This window comes from Anabaenopsis sp. NIES-4685 (genome assembly GCF_059725405.1).
In genome coordinates this window covers 787,179-811,462 of record NZ_AP043602.1, presented here as the reverse complement: position 1 = coordinate 811,462, position 24,284 = coordinate 787,179, and the positions used below count along the sequence as shown (strand labels likewise).

Genomic DNA, 24,284 nt, shown 5'->3' with positions numbered 1-24,284 from the left:
GTTTCAGGGAACAGGGAACAGGGAACAGGGAACAGGGAATTGATGTGTACTTCATTAGCCTGAAAAAGGCTTTATCTAAATCTAAGTCATGGGTGAAATTCACCCACAAGTTAGAAAAGCATTTGTTATGCTTGAATAGCAAAGCTTAATTTATTCTACCCAGCGGAATTAGCTCAATATCTTAAAGATTAAATATCGCGTAATCACAACATTGTCCCTAGAGTAAGAGTATTAGATTTAACAATGTTATGACTTACAGCCACGCCGCCAGTGGGTGAGCAACCAATAATCTGACTGTTTGATGTTGGGAATTCTGACTGCTTATACCTTCTTGGGATTGCCGGGGTGATGTCTATGATATTACCGGTATAATTTAGATATTAGTCTACTTAAGACTAAAATCTGTAATTTTAACTGTTAAAATTCCTCTGAATTGATTAAAATATCGGTGTATACAATAAGAACAGTTTGTCAACTATCATAAGGTAGAAATCTCGGCAGTGCGCTAATGTGTGAATAAGACGAATCAGTCAAATCTCAACTGTTGGTCATTTTGCTGATGACACCACAGCCTTAACTCCCTAGTTGAGGCATTTGGCAGAGCTAAAGTTCCGTGTCTGAAGACAAGCATGATGATTATGACTGTATTTACGGCGCCAAAAGCTCCGTGCAAATCTAAAAATTGAGTTGTTTATGAAGGAAATGTAAAAATGGGTGCATTAGTATTTCTCGCTTAAGTTAAGATTAACAAAACGGCTGCTATGTAGTTAATGTTGCATATCATACTTAAATGTATGTAATAGCGGGTGTAGTTTCCTTTGAATGTAAACATAACGCCACTAGAAGGGAGAAAGTTAAAAATTTCAGGGTATGACTACCATTTCTAATATCTTTTAGTTATTAGCGGCTTGACTTTGCACAATTGCATCATGATTAACACACAAAAAGAGTGCAATTTTTGTGAAACACGCTACAATCGGAAAAGTCTTTATCAGAAAATATGCCAACATTCATATTACACTCATATTTTGGTTATATGGAGTGGTAGGTTTTTGGGATCAAGACAAATATTTGTTTAAACTTGGTTAAAAGTTGTATGTCATAGCAACACATATGATTTCTAACTAAAATGAGCAAGTCAGTAATATGACTTTCTACATATCATCAAACAGTCCTCTCACAGAGGAGAAAAACTTCCGGGAAGTCAGCCTAAAAACCTATTTTCGGTAGTGAAATAGCTCGGTTAATAGAGCAGTAAACACATCTTGAGTAATTGATTCTGCAAGGAGCATGAGGAACGCGGCATGAACCAGGCTAACAACGTACTCGAAAGCATTTATCAGCCTGACCTAGAAATAATAAATCAGCCTGAGCTCGAGTTAGAACTCTTAGTCGAAGAAGAAGAAGAAGAAGAGGACTTGCTGATTAATGATGATGGCGAAGATGAGTTTTTAGAGCCTCAGTCTGATGAGGACGACATAAAGTCTGGAAAAGCCGCTAAATCACGTCGTCGGACACAAAGCAAGAAAAAGCACTACACTGAAGACTCTATTCGCCTTTATTTGCAAGAAATTGGCCGGATTCGCCTATTGCGGGCAGATGAGGAAATCGAATTGGCGCGGAAAATCGCTGATTTACTGGAATTGGAAAGGGTGCGGGATAGACTGCAAGAGCAGTTAGAACGGGAACCTGAATATCGGGAATGGGCAGAAGCTGTACAATTGCCATTGCCAGCATTTCGTTATCGCCTGCATATTGGTCGCCGGGCAAAAGATAAAATGGTGCAATCGAACCTGCGTCTTGTGGTGTCAATTGCCAAGAAATACATGAATCGTGGTTTGTCTTTCCAAGACTTAATTCAAGAAGGTAGTCTTGGTTTGATTCGCGCCGCAGAAAAGTTTGACCACGAAAAAGGTTATAAGTTTTCTACATACGCTACATGGTGGATTCGTCAAGCTATTACCCGGGCGATCGCTGATCAATCCCGTACTATCCGCCTACCGGTTCATCTCTACGAAACCATTTCCCGGATTAAAAAAACTACCAAGTTGCTATCTCAAGAAATGGGTCGCAAACCCACTGAAGAAGAAATCGCTACTCGCATGGAAATGACCATCGAGAAGTTGCGGTTTATTGCCAAATCTGCCCAGTTACCCATTTCACTAGAAACCCCTATCGGTAAAGAAGAAGATTCTCGATTGGGCGACTTTATTGAATCCGATGGTGAAACTCCAGAAGATCAGGTTTCCAAAAATCTGCTGCGTGAAGACCTAGAAAAAGTCCTTGATAGTCTCAGCCCTCGTGAACGTGATGTACTCCGACTCCGCTATGGTTTAGATGACGGTCGCATGAAGACTCTAGAGGAAATTGGGCAGATTTTCAACGTCACCCGGGAACGGATTCGTCAAATTGAGGCTAAAGCACTCCGTAAGTTACGTCATCCCAATCGCAATAGTGTTCTTAAGGAATATATTCGCTAGTCATTAGTCATTAGTCATTAGTCATTAGTCATTAGTTTGACCAAAGGAGTGGGATACACAGCAACGTCCTTCTAGGACGGCTTTCGTCTGTCCTGCATAGCTCTTGCTGTTTAGCGTGCAGTACAGTAGAGTCTAAAATGGTCGGCATGGGGCATCGGCACGACTTTAAATGGGCGAGGAGCGACTGTAAGACTACTTCGGCAGCTTGCAGTAGGTCAATAATGCAAAAATGAACCACAAATAAAAAAACCTGGCACTACCAGGTTTTTTTATTGATTTTTTTTATCTACCTATTTCTGTATATCAAACTTACAGATGTCCCAAAAATGAAGGAAGCCTTGACCAGAAAACAACTCAATCAGGGCAGCTGCTAAAAAGCCAATCATCGCCAAGCGACCATTCCAGATTTCCGCCTGGGGTGTAAAGCCCCAACGCCAAGCGTTGCGATCTTCAGTTACGGGGGCATTAACGTTTGTTGCGTTTGTCATGGTTGGCACTCCTAACTATATATTATTGCCTTATGTAAAATAATATAACAAATAGTTTAGAAATACAACATTTATTTATGATTTGTTGCGATATCTTGACTTAGGTATTTATTGCTGATAAGGCTAGAAAAGCATCTATCACTGGGTAGATATGCAGAAATTACAACTATTTTACATAAATATTAAGATTTATTCTCAATAAATATATGATTAGTTGGGTGATTTGCCCACAAAAATACCGATATTAGCGATTATTTTGGGAATACCTAGCCGGGAAATTATATTGATTAATAGTAAAGTTTATGATTTATGACGCTAAAAACCCCACACATAGAAGCTGCGTGAGGTTCCCATAGTTATAAATTAGTGTATGCGGATTACAGTCCGACTAGCATCACCGTGATCACTCTTTCATCCCTGTGCAGGTCAAGAATGCTTTCACCCTGACCATCTCTACCCAAAATGGGCACAGTCTCTACTCTAATGCGTACAACACGCTCTTTATTAGTCACCAGTGCCACCTCAGCAGAGGCGATCGCCCTAACCATCCCAACTAAATGATCCGTTTTAGTGGCAAATTTCAGGGCTTGTGTGCCTAAATTACCCCGATCAGCTCGTTTTAAATCACTCACAGGTAGCCGTTTGGCATATCCCTCTTCAGTCACCAGCAACAGGTGATCCTCCCCAGGCACAGTAACACAGCCTACCATGTGTTGATGTTTTAACAGCCGGAATGCTTGCAACCCCATAGCAGTCCGCCCCATAAGAGGAAGTTGTTGATCATCAGCAGCAAACTTTAACAAGCGTCCGCCAGAACTAGCTAAAATGAGATTGTCCTGAGCAGTAGTTAACTGGGTCAACAACAACTCATCATCTTCTTTGAGCTTCAAAATCGTAATTCCCCGACGGGTGAGATTGGTAAATTCTCCCAAAGATAGGCGCTTAATTCGTCCTTGCTTTGTCAGCACAACCATCTGCCTAGTTTGAGAATTTTCTGGTAAGAGGACACGACTAACCACCGCTTCCTGAGCACTTTGAGCCGTACTACTAAGCATAGTAATCAGTGGTGTTCCCCGGGGAGAACGTCCAGTCGTAGGGGGAATATCTCCCACACTCATAGGGTAGAGTTTGCCACCACTGGTAATTAGTAGTAACTCCTGATCTGTTGTAGTTAACTCGGTTTGGGTGATGAAGTCATGATCCGCTAGACCATTTTCGGCTTTCGATTTTTTCCCTGATGGCTGCAGTCTACGCACATATCCCCGGTGGCTGAATTCTAACACCACTTCTTCTGGTGGTTCAGAAGATGGTAAACTTTCGGGAGCCACTTTGTTTGAGCCTAAATATAATTTATCTTTACTTTCGGCTCCCTTGTTTTGAGGTAACTCTTGACTAGTGTGGGCTAAAAGCCTAGTCCGCCGGGGATTGTTATATTTGCGCTTGAGCGATCGCAAGTCTTTTTTCAGTCTTTTGAGTAGTTCTTGGCGATCGCTAAGTAATCTTTGCAATACAGCGATTTCTCCGCTGAGTTCCTCAAACTCTTGCTGCAAATTAGAGCGTTCTAAACTCGTGAGGCGGCGTAATGGCATAGACAGAATAGCATCTCCTTGCTCCTCACTCAAATCCAGACGGCTACAAAGGTTGATTTTAGCAGTACTACCATCAGCAGCTTGGCGTAAAATTTCAATTAATTGATCCAGTTGAGATAGTGCTTTGAGCAACCCTGACACCAGATGCAGCCTACTTTGTGCCTTACCCAACTCATAACTATAGCGACGGTTGAGGGTTTGTTCCCGGAATTTCAAAAACTCCTGCAAAATCTGGCGTAAACTTAACTGGCGCGGTTGTCCATCCACCAATGCTAAGAGAATCGCCCCAAAATTACTTTGCAAGGCGGTTTGGTGATACAAGTTTTGCAGGACTTCTTGGGGGTTGATATCACGTTTGAGTTCAATCACTACCCGCATCCCTTCGCGATCGCTTTCGTCCCGCAGATCAGAAATTCCTTGTAGGCGACCGTGATTAACTAAATCTGCTACTTTCTCAATCCAGCCAGCCTTATTCACTTGATAAGGTAATTCGGTAATAATAATTGCTGTGCGGCGCTTACTACCCCTAGTCGGTGCAATTTCCTCCGTCTTGGCCACTCCTCGCAGTACAATTCCACCCTTACCAGTAGAATATGCGTCTCGAATCCCTGAGTTACCGACTATTTCGCCACCGGTGGGGAAGTCCGGACCAGGAATCACCTCCCATAGTTTTTCATCTGACAAATCCGGCTGGTCAATTAAGGCAATCAAGCCATCAACTAATTCTCCCAAGTTGTGGGGAGGAATATTTGTGGCCATACCCACAGCAATACCAGAACAGCCATTGAGCAACAGAAAAGGCAATTGAGCCGGGAGTACCGTAGGTTCCTGTTGGGAATTATCAAAGTTGCCGATAAATTCCACAGTTTCATCACCAATTTCTGCCAACATCCCCTCATGGCTGATGGGTGCAAGACGCGTTTCTGTGTAGCGCATGGCTGCTGGGGGGTCATTATCGACGCTGCCAAAGTTACCATGTCCTGACAATAGGGGATAGCGGCTGGAAAATTCCTGAACTAACCTGACTAAGGCATCATAAACTGCTTGGTCACCGTGGGGATGGTATTTACCCAGCACATCTCCCACCACACGGGCGCACTTACGATAGGGTCTATCTGGGGTTAGACCTAGTTCATGCATGGCATATAAAATCCGCCTGTGCACTGGTTTTAAGCCATCACGCACGTCCGGTAAAGCCCGCCCTACAATCACACTCATGGCATATTCTAGGTAAGACCGCTGCATCTCTGTATGCAGGGCTGTTGTGATTACCTGTCCCTTTGGGAGAAGGTTTAACTGTTTTGCCATGAGTTTTTTCCCTGAAATTTAATTACACAAACGTCGCTTGGATTCAACACTGCACGCAATAAGCAGCATAACGGATGACATGGGGTTCATAACACAATTTTGATGGTAGTTTATCATAGCGATTAAAATCCTCAGTGCCTTGCTCCCATGTCTCAAGCCAGTGGTGCTCACAAGATAAATCGCAGCAGTATTATCCTTGATGTTGGGGTGGCAATTTGATCAGTCATATCCGTTGATAGTAACTTTTTAGATTGGGGATTTTGGTTCACTTCTGCTGCTTATCGGCAGAATAAATCTCACATCTCCCGTATGCCAAGGTTACACTTAATCTCAAATCCTTTGGCTACTTTCAGCACAATTGTCTAAAATTCTCATGAAAACCGTTTTAATTGTTGAAGACGACCTGATTAATGCTCGCGTTTTTTCCAAAATTTTGACTAAGCGGGGTGGCTTGAATGTCAAACATACAGAAAATGTGGAAGAAGTCATCAAAATTGCCCACTCAGGAGAAGCAGACCTGATTTTAATGGATGTCTCCCTCTCGAGAAGCGTTTATCAAGGTCAGTCTGTTGATGGGATCAAAATTACCCAAATCTTGAAATCTCACCCAAAAACCGCCAACTTACCGGTAATTTTGGTAACAGCCCATGCCATGGAAGGCGATCGCGAAAATTTTCTGCACCAGAGCGGTGCTGATGGCTACATCTCTAAGCCAGTTGTGGATCATCAACAGTTTGTTGAACAAATTATGGCACTTCTCCCTACGGATATCCACTAATAAATGTTGATTCTATCAAAACATAGTGGGAACGTGAGAACCCCTACGCTTTAGCGTAGGGATGAAACGCAACTCAACAGGATTTATCCTGTGGTATCCTTAACAAAAAGGTTTTAACAGGTATTAACAAAGTATTTTTGTGCAGTTAAAATAAAAAAAGCATCCACAAACATGGTGAAAAACCCGTTCATATGCTCCCATTAAGTAGCCACACAGCTAAGTATGACATTAGACCCAGGTGAGTAGGGGAGCTTTGACACTTCCAAGACGAGTTGATTTATTTAAGTGATTAAGTAAATCATATCGTAAACTTTGGGTAGTAAGGCTTGGGCTGGGGTAGGAACATCAGTTTAGAATCCCCTGTGTTTCAACCAGGGGAGATGTCAATCTTAATCACGAATCAGCTACTAGGTAGTTAGTTTTCTTGTGGCTGTAGAGCGGTTTGAATGGGTGGTAATGCTAAGAATTTTTCAGCATCAGATAGTAATCTCTCACCCCAGAGATTTTTCTTGAGGAAATCTAAATCACCATAGCGCTGATCGATGCGGAGTGCTGCTTCTCCCATGGACAGGGCTGGTTCGCGTTGTCCTTGATTATACAGCGCCACTGCTAATGCTAATTGGGGTTCTGCCGCTTGTTTGTCTATTTTAACTGAAGCTCGCCATTGCTGTATCGCAGTTTCAATCTCCCCCTGTTCGTATTTGATTAAGCCAATATTATTAATCGCCGGCCAGAATTTTTGATTTTTAGATAGGGATTTATTGTACTGGTCGATCGCTTCTGGTAATCGACCTAACATATAGTAAGCATTCCCCAAATCAAACCATCCTTCTGCGCTTTCGGGTTTCAACTGCAAACCCTTTTGGTAATGTGTCGCTGCTGCTTGGTAATTTTGCTGTTGGAAATTAACCGAACCCAAAGCAAACAGAATGTCAGGATTTCGGGGATTAAGAGATTGGGCTTTTTCCAATGCTGCGATGGCCGGTTCAAAATTTCTCGATTGTAAATGTAAACTACCTAACAGAACCCAAACCTTATCATTATTAGCAGCCAGTTGAGTAGCCAATCTCGCCCGTGGTAAAGCCAAGTCAAACTGCCCAAACTGTCCGAGTTGAACTGCTTCTTGTGCTAAAGCCAACCCTTGTTGTTCTAATTTTTCCGCATCTAGCTGCAATGCATGAGGTATCAGTGCCTGTGCGTGAGCTGCCCTAGGCATACTCCACAAACTACAGATCACCAGAAGGGAAATTAACCGAATATGTTTAGGCACACTAACGCCTCCTAGCCGTAAATCAAGGAATCTTTCAGCTAGCTTAAACGATCTATGCTTGATCAGAAAGACAAACCGGACTTTCACAAGATATTATAGCGGATTTCAGTTAACATTCCCCGGCAGCGGGAGTGTTAATAGACCAGATCATCAACAGCCACAAAATTACTTACTTCAGCCGAAGACATAAACAAAGACTAAAATGTAATATAAAGAAAGATTAAGCAAATATCAGGGTAAATCCTAGTTGGGTTGTTTACCTGAGGGATAAATGTTGACAATTGTCTCAAGATATGATTGGAATTTTGGCAATTAATCAGGTGATTAAGACTAAGTGATATTAGTAGGCTATTCTTATTTATGGTTACGCAAGTAGAAGTTCCCTTCCTGGGCAAAAAAGTTAAACATCCATTCCGCTGGGCAATTGGGTTAATAGCAGTGGGTTCTTTAGCAGTGGGTACAACTATTACCTATAATCTGATCAATCGAACTACTGAACAAGACATTACTCAATTAACTGTCCCTGTAGAAGCACAAAATGTGACTTTGCGAATTGCAGCCAGTGGTAAGGTAGTGCCAGTTCAAACTGTGAATATTAGTCCCAAAAACCCCGGTGTGCTGGCGCAATTATATGTAGAACAAGGCGATCGCGTGGAACAAGGGCAAATTCTGGCGCGGATGGATGTGGGTGATATCCCGGCGCAAATCCTGCAATACCGCGCTAATTTAGCCCAAGCACAGGCACAGTTAGATCAAGCCCGTGCGGGGAGTCGTTCTCAGGAAATTGCCCAAGCCCAAGCCCGTTTAGCCCAAGCCCAGGCGCAGTTAAATCAAGCCCGTGCGGGGAATCGTTCTCAGGAAATTGCCCAAGCTCAAGCCCAGGTAGATTCCGCCCAAGCTCTGGTAAATCTTACACAATCACGGGTAACCAGATACGGCGAATTACTGAAGCAAGGGGCAATTGCTCAAGACCAATTAGAACAATATGTTACTGACCACCAAAGGGCAAAAGCAGCTTTAGCAGAAGCACAAAAACGCTTGTCACTCTTAGAAAGTGGTAGCCGCAATGAAGAAATTGCGGTCAGGGAAGCCGCAGTCACCGAGGCCAAAGCCGCATTGGTTCTACTAGAAAAGGGTAGTCGTCCGGAGGAAATTGCTCAACGTCAAGCCGCAGTCAAAGCAGCTGAAGCTCAAGTTAAGGCGGGAGAAGTGCGCTTACAAGATAGTGTGATCCGTGCGCCGTTCTCCGGTATTGTCACTCAGAAATACGCCAACGTCGGCGCTTTTGTTACTCCCACAACTTCGGCTTCTACTAGTGCATCGGCGACTTCTAGTTCTATTGTGGCGGTTGCACGGGGTTTAGAAGTACTCGCTCAAATCCCAGAGGTGGATCTTGGCAGAATTGAACAGGGACAGCAAGTAGAAATTGTGGCTGATGCTTATCCAGATAAAGTTTTCCAAGGTCATGTGCGCTTAATCGCTCCCGAAGCTGTGGTAGAACAAGGTGTAACATCTTTTCAGGTGCGGGTGGCGCTGGATACGGGTACAGAAAAACTGCGCTCTGGTTTAAATGTCGATTTGACTTTCTTGGGCGATCGCATTAGTGATGCTTTAGTCTTACCAACAGTAGCAATTGTTACCGAAAATGGTCAAACAGGGGTATTAGTAGCAGATGAGAAAAATCAACCCAGTTTCACCGAAGTGACCATCGGGGCGCAAATCGCTGACCAAACTCAAATTTTACAGGGAGTAAAACAAGGCGATCGCGTGTTTGTCAACCCACCACCAGACTACAACAAGAGGGGGAATAACCGATGAATTTCCTAGAAAGTATCCAAATGGCGGGTAAAACCCTACTGTCTAATAAGTTGCGTAGCGCCCTAACTATGCTGGGGATTGTCATCGGGAATGCTTCGGTAATTACCATGATGGGAATCGGGGAAGGTGGACAAAGGTTTATTAACCAAGGATTAGAATCTTTAGGACCTAATGTATTATTTGTAATTCCAGGTAATCGCGCCACTCAGCGCATATCTAGGGATGTCCCCAAAACTTTAGTTTATGAAGATGCAAAGGCGATCGCCAATCAAGTACCAACAGTAGCAGCAGTTACTGGGGAGTTGAATAGTCGGGAGGTAGTCACATACCGTAACCAAAACACTAACGTCAATATCATTGGTACAACTCCCTCGTTTTTGACGGTTCGTGACTTTGAAACTGCGATGGGGCGATTTTTTACAGACCTAGATATGAGACGCAATAACCAAGTTGTGGTTCTAGGTGCGGAGTTAGCAGAAAGACTATTTGGGAATAGGAACCCCGTTGGTGAGCAGTTGCGGATTAAAAATGCCAGTTTTCAAGTCATTGGGGTACTGGAAGGTAAAGGCTCAAATCTAGGTGTGAATTACGACGAAGCCGCGGTAATCCCACTGATGACCATGGCTAACAGAATTGTGGGGCGCACTTCTCCCTATGGATTAGAGTTAACTTATCTTGTGGTTTCGGCTAAAAATGCCGAGAGTGTGGATGCAGCTAAGTTTCAAATTACTAATTTACTGCGTTTGCGGCACAAAATTACTGGGGAGGATGATTTCACTATCAATACCCAAAAGGATGCTTTACAAATTGTCGGTCAAATTACCGGCGCATTAACTATTATGCTGGCTGCGATCGCTAGTATATCTTTATTTGTGGGTGGTATTGGCATTATGAATATTATGCTAGTTTCCGTCACCGAACGCACCCAAGAAATCGGACTGAGAAAGGCTATCGGTGCTACCCAACAAGATATTTTAGTTCAGTTTATGATTGAGTCTGTAATTGTTTCGGTTATGGGTGGTGTGGTTGGGACTGCAATCGGTGTCAGCGGTATTCTACTAGTAGCAGCAGTCACCCCCTTAGAAGCAGCAATTTCTCCGGGTGCAATTGCGACGGTTGTTCTTGTCTCCGGTGGTGTTGGTTTATTTTTTGGTGTAGTTCCGGCCCGTCGTGCGGCTCAACTTGACCCCATTGTGGCTTTAAGAAGTGCTTAATGTCTGTGATACCTTCCCTATTCCCTTCCTATACCCTGTTCCCTTCCTATAACCTATAACCTATTCCCTTCCTATACCCTATTCCCTTCCTATAACCTATTCCCTTCCTATACCCTATTCCCTTCCTATAACCTATTCCCTGTTCCCTATTCCCTTCCTATAACCTATACCCTATAACCTATAACCTATACCCTGTTCCCTGTTCCCTGTTCCCTGTTCCCTGTTCCCTTCCTATGAAAAATACCATCGCAATTATTCGCCTAGAAAATATCTTTAAAATTTACGGGAGTGGAGAAACGGAAGTTAGAGCACTCAATCATGTGAATTTGACCATCAATGAGGGGGAATATTGCTCAATTATGGGTCCGTCTGGTTCTGGTAAATCCACAGCTATGAATATTATTGGCTGTTTGGATCGCCCTACTACGGGACATTATTATTTAGATGGCCTGGATGTAGCAACCATGAATGATGGTGAGTTGGCAAAAATTCGGAATATCAAACTGGGGTTTGTGTTCCAACAGTTCCATTTATTACCCCAACTCACAGCATTAGAAAACGTCATGTTACCAATGGCATATGCTGGTGTCAACCCCAGGGAAAGAGGCGATCGCGCTAGGGAAGCATTAATCAAGGTTGGTTTAGAAAAACGCTTGAATAACAAACCCACTCAATTATCAGGGGGACAGCAGCAACGGGTGGCGATCGCCCGTGCTATTGTCAATCGTCCCGTTGTCTTGCTAGCTGATGAACCCACCGGTGCGCTGGATTCTCAAACTACCCAGGAAGTTTTAGATATTTTCACCGAATTGAATCGTAGTGGAATCACGGTGATTATGGTCACCCATGAGTCTGAGGTGGCGCGTCAAACCCAGCGGATTATTTGGTTTCGTGATGGCGCTGTGGTTCATAACCATTTGACCCCAGAGGATTTAACCGCAGTAACTATGTCTTAGAGGCTGTTTGTCAAGTCATGATTTTTGATTGTTTTTTTTGTGTTCACCGTCAACCGTCAACCTTATCCATTAAGTCTGCTGCTTCTGCTAAAAGTTGTTGTTGTTCTGCTTGAATGACTTCTAAACGTTTAGAGATTTGAGCTAATCGCTGATGTTTATGGTTATCGAGAGTTTCAGAGTTTATAGGTAAATTTTTTACCGTATTATCTAATTTAGAATCTCTCACTGATTGAAGAGCAAAACCTGTAAATTTAGTCAAAGAAACAAAGCTAACTTTAATCACAGACAAAATTAATTTAACTGGAATTTGCAGTAAAGACCAACTAGCTGTTTCAATCAGGCGGACAATGACTTTAACAATGCTCCCAATCAAGGCGATCGCAAACAGCAAAATCACTATAGTGACAATCGGGTGACTACCAACCCAGCCCAACACATGAAGGAACCGCAAAAATCCAGGGTGTTGAGTCAGCCAATTATTTACAGAATCAGTCACAACAGTTTGCAATGCTGATGATGTAGTATTTTTGATTTGTTCAGCACTTTGCAAAGTTTCGTCTACAGAGTCCTTAACCTTTTGGAAAGTATTAATAACTGTATCAACTACTTCACCTGTCTGTTTACTTGCTGTTGCTTTTAAAGACTCACTGAACTGCTGTTTTGAGTTAGCTATTGAGTCAACACCTTGGTTAAGCACATTTTTAGTTGCTTTCCAACGTTCTGTAATTTCTGGAGATAAATTTATTAGGTATTGGCGCGATCGCACCCGGACGATTTCCCCCGCTGCAAGGTCAGTCACTGGCTTTCCGTAGCCTCCACGTGCTGTTATACAAAAAAAGCGAGAAAATTCTCGCTATAACCAACAGAAGAATATTATACCTCTTTTGGTAAGTCTTATGTTCTCCCCGACTAAGTATTTTATACAGACACTAAAAGAGACGGGAATATAACCTTAGATGGTCAATGCGATCGCGCCATAGATTCACAATCAGGTCAACTACATCAAGGAATAAACTCACCATCAAGTCAACCAGTCCGGGGAATGAATTCCCCGTCTGAAAGCGAAAATCCTCTGAAGAGGATTAATGAAGATGTTGAGACAATTTCTCATCGGTTTCAACCGATTTCCGCTATTAGCCCGGAAATTGATTTCCGGGCCGTGGGGATGCATTGATCAAAAAGGTTGAAGTAATCCAGGATTGTTTAGTATTTTCTGAATCCACAAATACAGCCATTTTGATTGAACCGTCAACAGTCAACAGTCAACGGTATGGCTAACGCCACGCTATCGCTATCGACTCCGCTCACCGACCACCGTCAACCGTCAACCCTTCAAAGTAAATCTGAGAAAAACTCAGTTCCCAACCCTTCCAGAGTAGATACCACCAGAGCGCGATCTAAAAAGTGATTACCACGCTCACAGGATGTTTCCGCAATCAGCAAGCAACCATGACAAGCGGAACCATGTAAAAAACGCTCCTCTTGTTCATCATCAGGACGATGTTGGGCGCATACTGGGTCATTAGAACATAATCGCCCTTGCTCTAGTGCAACTTCTAAATGGTGTTCAATGCGTTTACCAACTTCTACCAGTCCCCCTAAAGTTCCTTCGGAGCCGGAGGAACCAGTATATAAAAGAATACCATAACCCCCTTCATTAGCATAGATGCGTTCACGGATAGAACTAGCAGCATAACCGCATTCTAGGGAGACAGACATAATTAATAGATGTGATAATGAATGCAGCATAATATAGGGTAAACCCGGAAACTTCACCTTGTCTTTTTCCTGGTCTATACCTTTGTTAGCGCACCAGATGTCAAACCCCCTAGACAGTTCACGTCCCCGTTTTTTCACTGATTCCCGTTGTAACCAAGCTTCTATAGCTTCTGTCCGCAAGGCAATAAATACACCCTCCCCTTTGTTCTCAATGGCTGGAACCCAACTAGGTTCAGTATCCAAGGCCGCACGCCTAACATTAATATCTAGTTCACCATCAATATCTGGCATTTCAGCCTCAAACCGTGTAAACCCTACCTGGGCGATTACTTCCCGTAAGCGATGTACTAAAACAATTTGTGCAATCAGGGGAGAAAAAGCAGGTGTTAAATCATCCAAACTGCGCGCAGTTGCATAAAAATTACCATCTGGTTTATCTTCCCCCACAACAGGACTAGAAAGTAGGGTTTCAATTTCTGCTTGTTTAATACTTTTATAGAGTTTTTCCACTCCACTTTGTCGCCTCTGGACCTCTTCCCATACGGCTTCATCGCTAAATTGTTCGATCGCCGTCTTTACTTTTTTCTTTTTGCGTTCCCTCTGAATATCGTTGAGACTTTCTGCAGATTCTAAAAAATCTTCATAAACTTTGTTAACAGCGTTTTGTAAAGGTGCGTCCCGCTCAGGAAGGGAAATCACGCTTAGGACTTGGGAGAAATAGGCATTACTCGCCGACCTGACTAATAAACGATTGTATTCTGGTTGACCCGTAGATTCACGAATACAAGAAAGTTCTTGAGCAGAGGGGCCAATCCAGGGGCGGTGTCCCTGACATTTCCCCAATACTTTGCCATTGGGAATAGTAGCATTAGCCAGGGGGCGGCGTTTTTTACAAGCTTCGCAGCGTACATAAATTTCGGCAAAGTCGTTACCAGAACCGGCTTCATCTAACCATAGTTGACCGCGACATTTTTTATCAGAGCCATCATGGACAAAACCAGACCAATCAATATCACTGATATGTCCTTTAACGCAAGCTTGTACAAAGCGAACGGGGACAACTGGTACTTTCTTTTTTTGAGCATCGAGATATTTACCACCGGTTAAATCAGTCCAACGTAATAAAGGGCGGGTACGATAAATTTTTTTACCCTTGGTGTTATTTCTGGGGTCTTCCCAAGTTTCCTTAACTTGAGCTAAACACCAAGCAGGGAAAATAAAAGCCTTAACTCCTGTACGGATATCCCAGGGGTTTTGTGCGTCTATTGGTGGTGCATAGAGTTGAATACTATTGACACCCAAAATTTCAGCAACTCTACTTGCTAATCGCGGCTCATAGATCAGTTTTTTGTCACCACGCCAATGATTTAACCCAGCGATGATTACAGAATGGTTGGGTAAATCTACCATGGAACCGGGGCCAAAGCTGGAAAGCATTTGACTTTGGCGTATTTCTCCTTCTGGGGGTCTTTTGTTGTCAGATTTACTCATGATTTTTATTCCTCTATTTTTTCAGGATTGATTACCCAGATGTTGACTGTTGGTTCAACATCGCGCAAACTCCGCTGGGCTTTAAATTTCTGAGCTGCTGAACTTTGTTTGTCTAGTTCGGGGTCGAGGGTGTCAAACAGCAGGGGGGGTGCTGCGCCTACTTCCCGTTGATATTGCAAGGTGGTTTTGTTATTGGCGATGGTTTCCCAACTATCGAGTAGGTCTTTAACTCGGCTTTCGACTTTTTCACCTTGTGCTTGTGCTTGACTAGGTTCGGTCTCTTGCATTTGTGCGCGTTGGGCTATGGTGTCAATGACGAACTGTAATTGATCACGATGTTGAGCAATGTCAAAAGCGCCCATGGGTGGGGTCATTTTGGGATGTCCCAAACGTGCTAAAGCGACGGTAATGGCTGCAATCCCTCGGTCAATGGCGCGGGGGGAAAAGGGGGTAACGCTGGTGGCTTCTACGGCTCGGTAAAATGTAGAATGCCAAGCACCAAAACGTTCATAATGGGAGCGATCGCGGGGACGATGAATATTGAGTAAAGTTACTACTAACCCTGGTCGCTCCTCATCCCTTCCCACTCGACTGGTAGCTTGGATATATTCCGCAGCGGTTTTGGGTTGACCCAGAACTACCATTAAACCTAAGCGCGTAATATCTAACCCTACGGAAATCATATTAGTAGCTAAGACAACATCAACTTTATCTGCTTGGGTAAAGGTTGATTCCAGGTGTCGTTTAGTCTCTGCAACTTGGCTAGTATTGACGCGAGAAGTTAATTCTTCAATTTCATCAGCAATTTTACGGTCAGCAAATAAGCCAGTAGTTTCATTAATTCTCAACCGTTGACTGTAAGTCAACAGACGAGATTTAACTTCATCTTCGATAATCCGGCGACTTCCTCCCAACTCCCGCACAGAATTAAAGTAACCTAACAGGGTCATGTAGGGGTCGGCGGGGTTATGGGGGTTTTTCTTCCCTCCCAAGGCTAACCAGTGCTTCTGGGCTGCGCCTAATAATGCTAGGTAGGTACGTAATAATACTACCTTTAAACTGCGTCCTTGGGCTGCAATACCTACATATATCCGGGGGTTTTTTACAGTTGGTGAAACAGTTTTAGCAAAAAATGAATCTCGTCTGTCTGGGCCTGGAGGGGGGAAGATATCAACCTCACTGCGACCAAATAAAGCTTGAATTTGTTGATGTGCGCGGCGGACTGTAGCGGTGGAAGCGACAATTTTAGGGCGAATCTTTTTACCGTTGATTTCTTGGGTACACAAAGCATCAATAGCGGTTTCATATAGTCCTACCATTGTTCCCAAAGGACCGGAAATTAAATGTAATTCGTCTTGGATAATTAAATCTGGGGGTGGTAAATTACCACCTAGGGTTTTACCGCCCTTTGGTTGTGTCGGTCCATAAAATCCATCATCATCATAGCGGTCTACTTTCCCAAATAACGCTCCTGTTTCTCCCACCCAAGGTAAACTGGCGAATTTATCCACAGTGGAAATGATAAAACAAGGTAAGCGGCGATAGATTGGTTCATCCACAGCGACTATTGGTAAAGCTTGATTTCTGGAAAAGTGACAGCGCCGATTGGCACAAGATACGCGCAGATTTGTAGGATGATCAGGGTTGGGGTATAATTGAAAGGAATTGCGGTTAAATTTAGTCCCACACCAAGGACAACTTTCTAAGGGAATTGGTGATGGTTTGGCATCGTCTTTTTGGAAATCAAGGGTTCTTTTTCTGGCACTATAATCATCAGTCTCGCCTTTTTTACCCATGCGGTTAGGGGTAGACCCCTGTCCTACCCAAAGTCCGATTTCAAAAGGCCAGGTTCCTAACTGTTGGGGGTTGTTTTGACGTTCTATTTCTAGGGCGCAAATCATCGCCGCAGCGCGTCCCAGTTGGTCAAGGGTTAAAAGCCGCAGGGTGTAACGCATGAGGACACTTAACCCAGCGGATTTGATACCGGGGTAACGTAGTCGCCTAAGAACGAGGGTAAAAGCTGCAAGTCCTAAGTAAGCTTCGGTTTTACCGCCACCGGTGGGGAAGAATAATAAATCAACTAATTCCCGATCGCCTGTTTCCGGGTCAGCTATTCCTGTTAGGTTCATCAATAAAAACCCTAGCTGGAAAGGTCGCCACTTAGGGGCTTCTACGGACTCCGGTGTAATATCTTTGCCGTGGGTGACCCGTTGACGGATGTATCTGGCAATGGTACGATTAGCAATAGAAAAAGCGGTAAATATTTCCGGGTCTTGTAAAGCTGTGATTCCAGCTTTAATGCGTTGATTAGCGACTTCTGCCCGGTCAAGTAATTTCTGGGCGACAGTTAAACGTTTTAGTTGAGTGGGACATTGATGGCGTTGGTTTTCAATCCACCCAGCGTAAGCATCGCTCATGGGAGTGAGCATATTTTGCAGTGCTTCCGGTGTAGATGCCTTAGCTAAGGCTTCCATCCCCAATTCTACCTTGGCCACAGGGCTGGCTATCACCTTTTCTACATCTGCGGTGGGTATCCAAGCGGTTTGAATATTATGACAATCCCCATCAGAATTAGTCAAGGAAATGGCAGAAACGTTATGACCCACAGCATACTCATAATCATCACGGTATTGCAAGTCTGCCACATTTTCATCCCAATCGTTGTCATCTCTTCCCCGTAAATTGGGACGGGGTACTAATGGCTCTGGGGTATTTATAATTAAGGTTGTTTGAAAGGTATAACTAATATCCCGTTGTTTATCTACAGTCACCAGACGATTATTGACTAAAAATACTGAGACTGAATAGGTTCCCTCTGGTATTAATTCTTGGTAACCTACATTGCGGATAGAAATAACCAGCTTTAAACCGTCACTGTCAGGTACGGAGTAAGTTATTTTGTCTTGGTCTTGGGGATGGTCTGGGAGTGGAACAGTCAGATGGGTTTGTTTGGGTATACGTTTCCAGCATCCCGATAAATTTTGAGTAGATTTGTCTGGGGGGGTCTGATCTATCTTATCTGGGGGTGAGAGAATATCTAGCTGGGTATATGAAGTTTCAACCTCTGGGTGATGGTGATCTTTAATGGGGAAGTAATCACCCCATTGTACTGTAATATTCAGTTGGCTGGCATTTTGAGGAACTAAGAAACTTAAACCCATGGATGATGGGAAAAAAGCTTTTTGAGCAAAGGGTTTTTCTGGTACGTTTTCATCTTCAGCGGTGCTACCACCTTCCATGAGGTCTAAATTCTCATTTACTGTATCATCTATCCGTTGTTCTAAGGGCGCACCACTGGGAACTAAAAAACCTGAAAGATACCATTTTGATGGTGCTTGATCAAGAATTTCTTCCTGGTGGTCTATATCTTCAGGAGTCGGACCAATAAGGTCAAGTTGTAAAGCGGTGATCAGCTGTGATCTAACTTGGTGAGATGTTGTATTATTTTCCATGTATTTTGTTTAATATTTGGTATCAATCCGACTATGGGTGAATCCCCATTTTTGGTTTTAATCAACCAGGGATTATAAACCAATAAACCAGGGGTTATAAACCCCTGTCTAATAGCTGAAGTTTTCATCAACCAGGGGTTATAAACCCCTGTCTAATAGCTGAAGTCGGATGAATCCGACTATTGGTGAATCCACATTTTTAGTCCTCTTTGAGAGGACTTGAGCTATCAGACGGGGAATTTTATTCCCCGGATGAATCCGACTATGGGTGAATCCCCATTTTTGTTTCTTTAGTCCTCTTTCAGAGGACTTTGGCTATCAGACGGGGAATTTTATTCCCCGGATAAACCCCTGTCTAATAGCTGAATCCGACTATGGGTAAATCCCCATTTTTGTTTCTTTAGTCCTCTTTGAGAGGACTTGAGCTATTAGACGGGTAATTTCATTTCCCGGATGAATCTATGGATGAATCCCGATTTTTGGTTTTAATCAACCAGGGATTATAAACCAATAAACCAGGGGTTATAAACCCCTGTCTAATAGCTGAAGTCGGATGAATCCGACTATGGGTGAATCCCCATTTTTATTCCTCTTTGAGAGGACTTGAGCTATCAGACGGGGAATTTTATTCCCCGGATGAATCTTTATTAATTGATATCTACTTTTTCTAAATAAGGATTAGTCGTTTTTTCTAAATGGTGTATTTTTTGATTTTTGACATAATTAACAGCTTGTTCAATTTGCTTACTCCCTAGTGAAAAAATACCATATCCTTCTTGCCAATAAAATTTGTTTGATGTCAGAGAATAATGGTTGTTTAGGTAATAAGAGCTACTACCCTTGATTTTTTTCATAAAATCAGCAATTGCTATTGTAGGAGGAATAGAAACAACTACATGAATATGATCTTCCATGCCGCCTATACCATGCACTATACAATTAAGAGAATCGGATTTACCAATAATATAATTATACAGTTCAGCTTCTTGATTGGGGAGAATTAGAGGTAAGCGTTCTTTGGTTGCCCACACGATATGATAATACAGTTTCCATAAAGACATATTTTATCAAATTACCATTTACATAATTTTACTAATAAATGGTTTTTTTGACAAGAATTAAGATATTCTATGCTATTTTTTATTTGTCCGTAACCAGGGGTTATAAACCCCTGTCTAATAGCTGAAGTTTTCATCAACCAGGGGTTATAAACCCCTGTCTAATAGCTGAAGTTTTCATCAACCAGGGGTTATAAACCCCTGTCTAATAGCTGAAGTCGGATGAATCCGACTATTGGTGAATCCACATTTTTAGTCCTCTTCTAGAGGACTTGAGCTATCAGACGGGGAATTTCATTCCCCGGATAAATCCTTGAGCTATCAGACGGGGAATTCCATTCCCCGGATGAATCCGACTATTGGTGAATCCACATTTTTAGTCCTCTTCTAGAGGAATTGAGCTATCAGACGGGGAATTTCATTCCCCGGATAAATCCTTGAGCTATCAGACGGGGAATTCCATTCCCCGGATGAATCCGACTATTGGTGAATCCACATTTTTAGTCCTCTTCTAGAGGACTTGAGCTATCAGACGGGGAATTTCATTCCCCGGATAAATCCTTGAGCTATCAGACGGGGAATTCCATTCCCCGGATAAATCCTTGAGCTATCAGACGGGGAATTTTATTCCCCGGATGAACTATGGGTAAATGCGAATATGGGTGAATCCCCATTTTTGGGTTTTTAGGATGAATCTATGAGATGGGGAGTTTTATTCCCCGGATAAATTATTTTCATCAGGGAACAAGCTTAATGTTTCTGCAACGGGTTGGGTTTTTTTTTAGCAGTCTTTTTAGTCTTTCCTTGGGGTTTGGGTTTATCTACACCTTTACCCCCTAAGATTTCTAACTCATATTGATCGCCATTCAACCGTATTAACCTGACCAATACCTCATCCCGCAAGTCATCAGGATAACGATAACGCCACGGCTTTTTACGCTTACTAGAATCCTCCTCATCCTCATAGTCTAGAATAAACTCATACTGGGGCTTTAATTCAAACCACCCATAAGCTGCTATAACCGCCTTATCCATCGCCATGTGTAACTCCCTAAGCTTAATAATCTCAGGGTCAAAATTATTCGGGTCATGGAACCGGTTGTAAGTCTTAGTTAACCCCTCGTTGTTGCGTACCATTAAATCAGCACGATACTGGTAATATTCAGCCCCTACAGATTCTAAGTTGGGGTCATGTTCCCAGTTCTCAGGGAAAGGAAATGTTTCAAAACAATCGGAGGGATTATAGCGTAAATCATTCTTCATTGATGAACTAAAAAATCTCGCCCATATCTCATGGATGTGAGATTGGAGGACGGTAAAAGTTGAATATGTTTCATAGGGAAAGACATTTAAACTATTTGCAAAAACAACTTTAGTTTGGTAAAAAATAAATAATAGATGATTTGATGCTTGAGCGTTAGTTACTAACACGCGGTTAAGAGGTGCGATCGCATCATTTAAACCAGGTCTTTTTTCTGCATATTGCCACCATCTTATACGTAGAGCATCCCTATTTTGTTTCTCCCGATCAGGCTTAACCTTGGTCTCCACGATCGCCATTAAATCAGGATAACCTCTAGCTTCTTCTTCACTCATATCACCAAAATTAATGACATAACGGTGATAAGCATGGGTAGGACTAGAATTAACCTCTTCACCTCCAATATAAGGGAAAATACACTCTTGATTTTTAGGGTTAGACTCAATTAACCGGTGCATCTCATCAATAGGTGTTGCACTGGGGTTGGGTTCGTCAAAGGTAAAACCCATACCCAGAACAATAGACCCCTGAAAACTTTTACCCGCATTAGCTAACAGCGTCTTAGGGCTATTATTACCCGGTGCTTTAAACAGGAAAGCTGAGATATGGTTAACGGGTTGACCATCTAAATTCTGCTCACACCCAGCCCCATATTTACCCTTAATCACATGAACAATGCTAACAACCACCGCCGCAACACCAGGCCATTTTAACCGCTTAGTAGCATTGTAAATCGTCCCGGCGTTTTCACAGATGTATCTTAAACCTGTATAGCGGGTGTCACCTTGGGAGATGGTGTTAGTGGCGATTAATCCAAATGTGCCGTTTTTTCTCAGGAGGGTAAAAGCACGTCGGAAAAAGTGAGCAGCTAGATCTGAGTTTCCGTGGGATTCCGGGTGAACTACTTTTAACCAATCTAAGTACCCTTCTGGATTAGCATTAATCGTTGTATTTTTACCCGAAAAGGGAGGATTACCCACGATCGCATCAAAACCAGGGTTAGGACGGTTGAATACTTCTGGGAACTCTAGCTCCCAGTTGAAGGGGATTACAGGTTTCTCTTGAGAGCGTAAACTTTGGCTAATTTCCATTACTTCCATATTGTTTTCCGGGTTTTGTCGCCACCGGAAATACTTTTGGAATAACTCATCTGTTTTTTCCTTCCTAGCTTTAGGTTTATTAGCACCAAAGAAAGCCGCGATCGCCATATCAGCTTTAATCCGACTATCGGTCAATAACTCCTCTGATGCTTGGTAACATTGCTGTTTAGACTGGTAATCCTCATCTCTTAGTCTGTGTATCTCATCTCGGTTAAACCTGGACTTGGATAATTGTTGACTTAACAGCGACAAATCCGGGTCATCATAGGTGCGATCGCTCTCCCAAGTAAACCGTTTAATCTGGTCTTGAGTTAAACCAACCAAAGAATCACCGGACTTAAGGCAGTGGTCTAAAAAAGTTAGGGGATAATTATCGGCAAAGGTCACCAACCATATAGATATTTTGCCCAAAGTTACCGCAAAAGGATTTTTATCAACCCCATACAAACACCGTTCTGCAATTAATCGTCGAGCGCAAACTAAAGGTTCTTCATTAGAAGATACTGTGGTTGAACCAGGGTTTTTGTCCCAAGCTTCCACTAGCTTTTCTGCTAATTGGCGACAAGCTTCTACCAAAAAAGCACCGGAACCCATAGCAGGGTCACATACCTTTAAGTCCAATATTTGCTCAGGAGTGGGGTTAGCTCCCATGGATTCTAAAACCGGTCTAAGAGTTTCTTTAACTATTGATTCTGTGAGCGATCGCGGTGTGTAGTGGGAACCACTATTCCGCCGTTCTTCCCCCGGTTGCAAATATAGGGAACCAGGAGGTAATAAGCTAGGGGTTTGGGGAGATATTTTTTGACCTAGAGATGTAATTACATCTTCTGGTGTTTGAGCTTGTGTTAACTCAGTTAATGATTTACCGGAAACCTCACACCCAGCAACCTCCTGTAAATACTTTTTCCGGTTGTTAGCTGGGGTGTGTAAAATCTCTTCAACGCTCACCACCACGGTTACAGAATGTTTTGCGCCGTTGGGTTTACTCCACACACCAATTGAACGGGAGGTTGCTTGTTCAACTTCATAACCCATGACCCCTTCATAAACTGAGCCGATTTGTTCCACATCCAGAGCGCGATAGGATAGGCGATCGCCATCTAGTACTAGTAACTTATCTAGGATTCGATACACTACCCCATCAGACACCCGCGGCGGTTCAATCTGCGATGGTAAGTTAGAATTTAATAAGTGAGAATTTAATAAACTGCGACCTTCCAGGAATGGGTACTCATCGGGGTCAAACAGTTGTCCCGCTCGTGGTGGTAAATATAAATCCCCATGACTACCCCCATTGTGAACCAGGCGAAATAAACTCAGTAACCACGCCCAAGCACCATAACGCTGATCCATTGTATCAGGGTAATTACCCGCATCTGTGCGCAAGCGTTCATATAGTCCTGTAACTGAATAATTGCTGATATAAATCCTATCTTGGGGCATTAATCCCTCATCTTCTGCATATAACAGAAACACCAACCGCAGCAAGACTGTAATTATTCCTCCGTAAATATGCTGAGAATTATTTTTAGCAATGTCATCAAATAACCTGCCATTAGCAGCTACATTCGCAGATTGGAACCCCCGCAACAAATCCCATAGAGCATCAAGTACCTGTGCCGATAACTTAGTAGAAACCTCATTTTGATACTTGCGGCTATTTTCCAACAAGGCTAGTAACCGGCGTTCGGTCGGTCCATTGAACACTCGCTGTTCTTCTAATAACATATGCATCGCACCTAAGATCAACCGTCCCGACACTTCGCACATAGCCTGTACAGGAAAGGTCAGGTATCCCGAAGATTCTCCCCTAGGCGCATAGACCAAGCGTAAATGACTACCATTACATAATATACCCGCAGGTATCTCTTTTTCTCGTAACAGTCGCTCAAACTTAGCTTGGGGGGTGGCTCGCCACCCTGTAGATGTGGTATCTTCCCTCACTGCATCTACATCTATACCAGGGGAAATTACCTGTACTAACATCAGCCAACCCCCATGATCCGGGTCAGGGACACCATAGGTAGGTTTTAAAATTTCCCCATATTCCGGGAGGGATACCACCAAATCATCAGGACTGGGAACTAAATCTGTAGGTTGCCAACCTAAAATTTCTTGGGTAAAGTTAGGAAAGTCAGCAATAAGCGGTGTAACTATGCTATTTAAACGCTGCTGTAACTCCACAACATTACGATTTACCGAAACTTGTAAATTATTTAATGCGATGGGGGAGACCACTAACCCCACTGGTTGTAAAAAGCCCAACCATTCTTTATGTTGTTGAATTTCTCTATCTTTCATC

The 24,284-nt window shown here is 43.0% G+C and carries 14 protein-coding genes; 6 read left to right on the top strand and 8 right to left on the bottom strand.

The genetic code is table 11. The annotated features are described in order from the left end of the window. Nucleotides 1–1,304 precede the first annotated feature (1,304 nt). Complete coding sequence (gene rpoD / locus AC6IZ0_RS03540; protein ID WP_271731803.1) at nt 1,305–2,480, top strand: RNA polymerase sigma factor RpoD; 1,176 nt, start codon at nt 1,305–1,307, stop codon at nt 2,478–2,480. Nucleotides 2,481–2,770: 290 nt separating this feature from the next. Here the strand turns inward: rpoD and AC6IZ0_RS03535 are convergent, their stop codons facing one another. Both AC6IZ0_RS03535 and gyrA read right to left on the bottom strand, forming a co-directional pair. After that, the gene (locus tag AC6IZ0_RS03535) at nt 2,771–2,968 is read right to left on the bottom strand and encodes a CAB/ELIP/HLIP family chlorophyll-binding protein (protein ID WP_497725128.1); all 198 of its coding nucleotides are present in this window, start codon (nt 2,966–2,968) and stop codon (nt 2,771–2,773) included. A 377-nt stretch (nt 2,969–3,345) separates the two neighbouring features. Beyond that, nucleotides 3,346–5,865, bottom strand: a complete 2,520-nt coding sequence (gene gyrA / locus AC6IZ0_RS03530; protein WP_497725127.1) for a DNA gyrase subunit A — start codon at nt 5,863–5,865, stop codon at nt 3,346–3,348. A gap of 373 nt (nt 5,866–6,238) precedes the next feature. Between gyrA and AC6IZ0_RS03525 the strand changes: the two genes are divergently transcribed. Further along, nucleotides 6,239–6,643, top strand: coding sequence for a response regulator (locus AC6IZ0_RS03525; protein WP_271731800.1), 405 nt, complete (start codon nt 6,239–6,241; stop codon nt 6,641–6,643). 415 nt (nt 6,644–7,058) lie between these two features. Here the strand turns inward: AC6IZ0_RS03525 and AC6IZ0_RS03520 are convergent, their stop codons facing one another. Next, nucleotides 7,059–7,913: a tetratricopeptide repeat protein gene (locus tag AC6IZ0_RS03520; RefSeq protein ID WP_497725126.1), complete on the bottom strand. Its 855-nt coding sequence runs from the start codon at nt 7,911–7,913 to the stop codon at nt 7,059–7,061. 360 nt (nt 7,914–8,273) lie between these two features. Between AC6IZ0_RS03520 and AC6IZ0_RS03515 the strand changes: the two genes are divergently transcribed. From AC6IZ0_RS03515 to AC6IZ0_RS03505, 3 genes are all read left to right on the top strand, one after another. Beyond that, on the top strand, nt 8,274–9,731 hold the full coding sequence (locus tag AC6IZ0_RS03515) for an efflux RND transporter periplasmic adaptor subunit (RefSeq protein WP_497725125.1): 1,458 nt from the start codon (nt 8,274–8,276) through the stop codon (nt 9,729–9,731). Continuing rightward, entirely contained in the window at nt 9,728–10,945 is a 1,218-nt protein-coding gene (locus AC6IZ0_RS03510) for an ABC transporter permease (RefSeq protein WP_497725124.1), read from the top strand. Before AC6IZ0_RS03515 ends, AC6IZ0_RS03510 begins: the two co-directional genes overlap by 4 nt. Nucleotides 10,946–11,178: 233 nt before the next feature. Continuing rightward, nucleotides 11,179–11,901, top strand: coding sequence for an ABC transporter ATP-binding protein (locus AC6IZ0_RS03505; protein ID WP_497725123.1), 723 nt, complete (start codon nt 11,179–11,181; stop codon nt 11,899–11,901). Nucleotides 11,902–11,950: 49 nt separating this feature from the next. Here AC6IZ0_RS03505 and AC6IZ0_RS03500 read toward each other — a convergent pair whose 3' ends face one another. Next, nucleotides 11,951–12,700, bottom strand: a complete 750-nt coding sequence (locus AC6IZ0_RS03500; protein ID WP_497725122.1) for a hypothetical protein — start codon at nt 12,698–12,700, stop codon at nt 11,951–11,953. Between the two features lie 243 nt (nt 12,701–12,943). Here AC6IZ0_RS03500 and AC6IZ0_RS03495 point away from each other — a divergent pair, with 243 nt between their 5' ends. Continuing rightward, nucleotides 12,944–13,075, top strand: a complete 132-nt coding sequence (locus AC6IZ0_RS03495) for a hypothetical protein (RefSeq protein WP_497725121.1) — start codon at nt 12,944–12,946, stop codon at nt 13,073–13,075. 158 nt (nt 13,076–13,233) lie between these two features. On the opposite strand, the gene drmB is transcribed toward AC6IZ0_RS03495, so the two are convergent. From drmB to AC6IZ0_RS03475, 4 genes are all read right to left on the bottom strand, one after another. Next, nucleotides 13,234–15,111 carry a DrmB family protein gene (gene drmB / locus AC6IZ0_RS03490; RefSeq protein WP_497725120.1) on the bottom strand — a complete coding sequence of 626 codons (1,878 nt, stop codon included), beginning with the start codon at nt 15,109–15,111 and terminating at the stop codon, nt 13,234–13,236. Nucleotides 15,112–15,116: 5 nt separating this feature from the next. Then, a complete protein-coding gene (gene drmA, locus AC6IZ0_RS03485; RefSeq protein ID WP_497725119.1) occupies nt 15,117–18,563 on the bottom strand; it encodes a DISARM system helicase DrmA in 3,447 nt (1,148 codons plus the stop codon). 647 nt (nt 18,564–19,210) lie between these two features. Beyond that, the gene (tnpA, locus tag AC6IZ0_RS03480; protein WP_497725118.1) at nt 19,211–19,624 is read right to left on the bottom strand and encodes an IS200/IS605 family transposase; all 414 of its coding nucleotides are present in this window, start codon (nt 19,622–19,624) and stop codon (nt 19,211–19,213) included. Between the two features lie 747 nt (nt 19,625–20,371). Beyond that, nucleotides 20,372–24,283 (bottom strand): Eco57I restriction-modification methylase domain-containing protein, encoded by a 3,912-nt coding sequence (locus tag AC6IZ0_RS03475; protein ID WP_497725117.1) that lies wholly within the window; start codon nt 24,281–24,283, stop codon nt 20,372–20,374. Nucleotide 24,284 lies beyond the last annotated feature (1 nt).

Bases quoted from the DNA above. Each gene is read 5' to 3' on its own strand.
- AC6IZ0_RS03515 (WP_497725125.1), top strand. From the start codon at position 8,274: ATGGTTACGCAAGTAGAAGTTCCCTTCCTGGGCAAAAAAGTTAAACAT.
- AC6IZ0_RS03505 (WP_497725123.1), top strand. From the start codon at position 11,179: ATGAAAAATACCATCGCAATTATTCGCCTAGAAAATATCTTTAAAATT.
- tnpA (WP_497725118.1), bottom strand. From the start codon at position 19,624: ATGTCTTTATGGAAACTGTATTATCATATCGTGTGGGCAACCAAAGAA.
- drmB (WP_497725120.1), bottom strand. From the start codon at position 15,111: ATGAGTAAATCTGACAACAAAAGACCCCCAGAAGGAGAAATACGCCAA.
- AC6IZ0_RS03535 (WP_497725128.1), bottom strand. From the start codon at position 2,968: ATGACAAACGCAACAAACGTTAATGCCCCCGTAACTGAAGATCGCAAC.
- drmA (WP_497725119.1), bottom strand. From the start codon at position 18,563: ATGGAAAATAATACAACATCTCACCAAGTTAGATCACAGCTGATCACC.
- AC6IZ0_RS03495 (WP_497725121.1), top strand. From the start codon at position 12,944: ATGAATTCCCCGTCTGAAAGCGAAAATCCTCTGAAGAGGATTAATGAA.
- AC6IZ0_RS03510 (WP_497725124.1), top strand. From the start codon at position 9,728: ATGAATTTCCTAGAAAGTATCCAAATGGCGGGTAAAACCCTACTGTCT.
- gyrA (WP_497725127.1), bottom strand. From the start codon at position 5,865: ATGGCAAAACAGTTAAACCTTCTCCCAAAGGGACAGGTAATCACAACA.
- AC6IZ0_RS03525 (WP_271731800.1), top strand. From the start codon at position 6,239: ATGAAAACCGTTTTAATTGTTGAAGACGACCTGATTAATGCTCGCGTT.
- AC6IZ0_RS03475 (WP_497725117.1), bottom strand. From the start codon at position 24,283: ATGAAAGATAGAGAAATTCAACAACATAAAGAATGGTTGGGCTTTTTA.
- rpoD (WP_271731803.1), top strand. From the start codon at position 1,305: ATGAACCAGGCTAACAACGTACTCGAAAGCATTTATCAGCCTGACCTA.